Source organism: Mesorhizobium sp. Arg314, assembly GCF_053714275.1.
On record NZ_JBSKBP010000119.1, the window covers coordinates 1 to 3,860 of the forward strand.

Here is a 3,860-nt window from a genome sequence, read left to right on the forward strand (position 1 = left end):
GCTCGGACACGCGCTAAATGAACTCGATGAGGCGCGCGACTGGATGACGGCGTTGGGGCGCAAGACGGCATCCGAAAAGGTTGCAAGCTTTGTTCTCATGGTGGCCACTTACATCGATCCCGCTAACCGTCTGGCAAGCTCCATAAGCTTCGATCTCCCGGTTACACGCGCCGACATTGCCGACTTTCTCGGACTGACCATCGAGACCGTGAGCCGCGAATTGACCAGGTTGCGAACCGATGGCGTGATCAGCATTGCAAACAAGTGGCACATCAGCCTGGCAAGCGTGAGCAGGCTGGAGGAACGCTGCGGGGACTGAATGGCTGGTCGTCGCGTTTTGAGCCCCAGAAGTTGCAAGCAGCGGAACTCGGCATTTCCGCTCTCGGCAATGGCGGGCTGTACCTGGACATGCACGCGCGCCTAGCACTCGCGTCAGCACGCGCGCGTGATGCGTGAAGACCCGACGTGGGCTGGGCATGCAGCGAAGCCGGCATCTCACTCCTGCTGAGAGGCAACAGAGAATGCCAACGCCGGGTATCCTCGATCGAGGCCCTGATCTTGGCCCGCAGAGCTCCATTCACGGTTTCTTCCTTGCCGTCGAGCGCACGCAACGCTGCCGACCAGCTTCTTCAATGGGATCAAGTAGGGGCGGTAGGGGTTGAGAGCTGGCCCGTCGCTCGCCGACGCCCCCATTTCTTCACACGGATTTTAATAGCGCAGCCGGCTCTACGGCGTAGTGCTGCCGTGCAACAAGACAGTGCCATCGCGTTGCGTGTTCGACAAGGAGAGCTCAATGAATGAACAGCTTTCAGACAAGCAGCACGAGCCGATGGGACCGGCGCCCGTTCCGATGGCGCCGCGGCCTCGCCGCTCGCGTTTCTTCCTCCTGTTGTTTGCTATCGCCCTATGTAGCGGTGGCGCCTGCGCGGCCTATGCCTCTGTCGGTGCGAGTCCTTCGGCGGCGGCAGTCTCCCCTGCGGCACCGACGCCCCCCAACGCCGGTCGGCGCGGCTCAGGCACGGTTGGGAAACATTCCGATCCAGGTCACCGGGCTGGGGACGGTACAGCCCTTCAACAGCGTGACGGTCAAGCCGCATGTCAGCGGGCAGATCAACGACATCGTGTTCACGGAAGGCCAGACGGTGCATGCCAACGAAGTGCTCGCTCATCTGGACCCGAAAGCCATAGTCGGCCCCTCGCATCAGGCCGAGGCCAATCTGGCCAAGGACCATGCTCTGCTCGCCAATGCCCAGGCCGATCTGCAACGCATTTCGCAACCGGTACAGAAGGGCTTTGCCTCCAGCCAGACCGCAGAAGGCGCAGATCGCCCAGACCGAGGCCATGAACCTGGTGGACAAGGCCGCCCTCGAAAGCGCGCAGACCCAGCTCGGCTATGCCACGATCTCCTCACCGATCGATGGCGTGGCCGGTATCCGAATGATCGATGAGGGCGACATGATCACCCCGAGCGATCCGGGGTCGTGACCTCGAGCGTCGTTTTTACGGTTCCGTCGGAGGCCATTGGCGACTGGCCGGTCGAGGCTCGGCCGGTTGAAAGAGGACGATGGGAAATGCTGCAATCAGAAGAGCGACGTAATGATGATCAACGCACCGCAAGTTCGCGGATTGCCTTTCAAAAGTGGAGGGTCGGTTTTGGAATCGAGGCGCGCCGTCACGAGCTGTCCGCGGCCCCGGGGGCTTGGCAGTCTGCTGTGCGCGAAGCGAAGCGCGCCGCACTTAAAACCTGCGGCACACAAACTGTGTTGATTCAAGCCGGTGCCGGGGAACTCGCGTGGGAAGCGGATCTCGTCGCTTCCCCTAGAAAATGGCACGAGAATGTTCGTGACGGTGAAGCCAAGCAAGTGAGCTCAAACGGCTCTGCGACTTTCCACCTCCCGCTGAACCAGCACAACCATCATCGCTTCCGCGCTGCCTGCGGGAGCGTTCCTTGGCAGGCGGTTATCGAGCGCCAGGAGATTGACTTCATCCAGTTCCGACAAGTGGTCTTTGATCGCCTCGATTGCATCGCGAAACCGGAATTACCCGCATTTCCAACGCCTTCTGTGAGAGGGCTCTAATGTATGTCGCAGACCCTTTGACTAGCGCGCGGCTGTGCAGGCCCATTGAATGTCGCTTGACGAATGGAGCCTGCTTCCCTTTTATATCGAATAAGATGATTTAAATCATCATGTTTACCATCGGAGGAAATGCATGAAAGCGGCGGTTACGGCGCATCCGCGTTATGTGGTCTCGAAAATCGATCCGAGGCTCTACGGGTCCTTTATCGAGCATCTTGGGCGGGCGGTCTACACTGGTATCTATGAGCCCGGTCACGCCACGGCGGATGACAATGGCATGCGTCGGGACGTCATCGATCTCGTGAGGGAACTCAATGTTCCGGTCGTGCGCTATCCCGGCGGCAATTTCGTGTCCGCTTACAATTGGGAAGACGGCGTCGGCCCCAAGGAAGAGCGCCCGGTGCGCCTTGACCTTGCCTGGCACACGTCGGAGAGCAACGAAGTCGGCCTGCATGAATTCGCCGACTGGTGCGCCTCTGCCAACACCGAGATGATGCTTGCCGTCAATCTCGGCTCGCGTGGCCTCGACGAAGCCCGCAACATTCTGGAATACACCAATCATCCCGGCGGCAGCGAGTGGAGCGACAAGCGCATCGCCAACGGTCGCAAGGAGCCCTTTGACGTCAAGCTCTGGTGTCTTGGCAACGAAATGGACGGCCCCTGGCAGATCGGCCACAAGACCGCCGACGAGTATGGCCGCCTGGCCCACGAGACCGCCAAGGCGATGCGTGCCTTCTCGCAGTCCCTCGAACTCGTGGTCTGCGGCTCGTCACATGCCAAGATGCCGACCTACCCGGAATGGGAGGCGACCGTTCTCGACCACACCTATAACGAGGTGGATTACATCTCGCTGCACATGTATTTCAACAACGAAGCCAATGACGCGCCGAACTATCTCGCCATGAACCAGAAGCTCGACGACTACATCGTCTCGGTCGCCGGCGTCATCGACTATATCAAGGCGAAGAAGCGCTCCAAGAAACAGGTCTACATCTCGTTCGACGAATGGAACGTCTGGTACCATTCCACGGACCAGGACAGGAAGATCCTTGGCGGCAATAACGGCTGGCCCTTTGCCCCGCCGTTGCTCGAAGACATCTACAATTTCGAGGACGTGCTGCAGGTTGGCCTGATCCTCAACACCTTCATCCGTCGTTCCGACGTGGTCAAGATCGCGTGCCTGGCGCAACTGGTCAACGTCATCGCGCCGATCATGACCGTTCCCAATGGCCCGGCATGGCGCCAGACGATCTTCTATCCATATCTCTATGCCTCGATCTACGGCCGCGGCAATGCGCTGGATCTCAAGGTGGAAAGCCCGAGCTACAGGTCCACCGTCGCCGGCGACGTGTCTTATGTCGACGTCGCCGGCGTGCATGACACGGAAACCGGCCATGTCACCTTCTTTGCCATCAACCGCCATTCGAGCGAGGAAATCGAAACCGTCATCGACATCTCCGGCTTCGGTGCGGCTTACATCGTTGACCATCAGCTGATGGCGCACGCGGATCTGAAAGCCGTCAATTCGGCCGGGAACCCCAACAATGTCAGGCCCAGGAAGGGGACCGGCGCCTCTGTGGGGGGCAGCAAGCTGAGCATGGCGCTGCCACCCTATTCCTACCAGATGATCCGCCTGAAGCTCTGACTTCACGCGAGAGCCTATCAAATGGAACTGGCGTATTTCGGAAAAACTGGACAGTAGTTCGTCGCCCGTGAACAATGAAGCGCGTCAGGCGGCGCGTGGTTTCGGCTGGCATTGAAGCGCGGCGATGAGCAGGCACA

The 3,860-nt window shown here is 59.8% G+C and carries 4 protein-coding genes; all 4 read left to right on the forward strand.

Going from position 1 to position 3,860, the window contains the following annotated elements; genetic code table 11:
- A partial coding sequence (locus ACWGS9_RS34130; protein ID WP_454509335.1) for a helix-turn-helix domain-containing protein occupies positions 1 to 319 on the forward strand: 319 nt, incomplete at its 5' end.
- Positions 320 to 1,293: 974 nt separating this feature from the next.
- A complete protein-coding gene (locus ACWGS9_RS34135; RefSeq protein WP_454509336.1) occupies positions 1,294 to 1,485 on the forward strand; it encodes a hypothetical protein in 192 nt (63 codons plus the stop codon).
- Between the two features lie 86 nt (positions 1,486 to 1,571).
- On the forward strand, positions 1,572 to 2,078 hold the full coding sequence (locus tag ACWGS9_RS34140) for a hypothetical protein (RefSeq protein ID WP_454509337.1): 507 nt from the start codon (positions 1,572 to 1,574) through the stop codon (positions 2,076 to 2,078).
- Positions 2,079 to 2,211: 133 nt separating this feature from the next.
- Entirely contained in the window at positions 2,212 to 3,723 is a 1,512-nt protein-coding gene (arfA, locus tag ACWGS9_RS34145; protein WP_454509338.1) for an arabinosylfuranosidase ArfA, read from the forward strand.
- Positions 3,724 to 3,860: the final 137 nt, after the last annotated feature.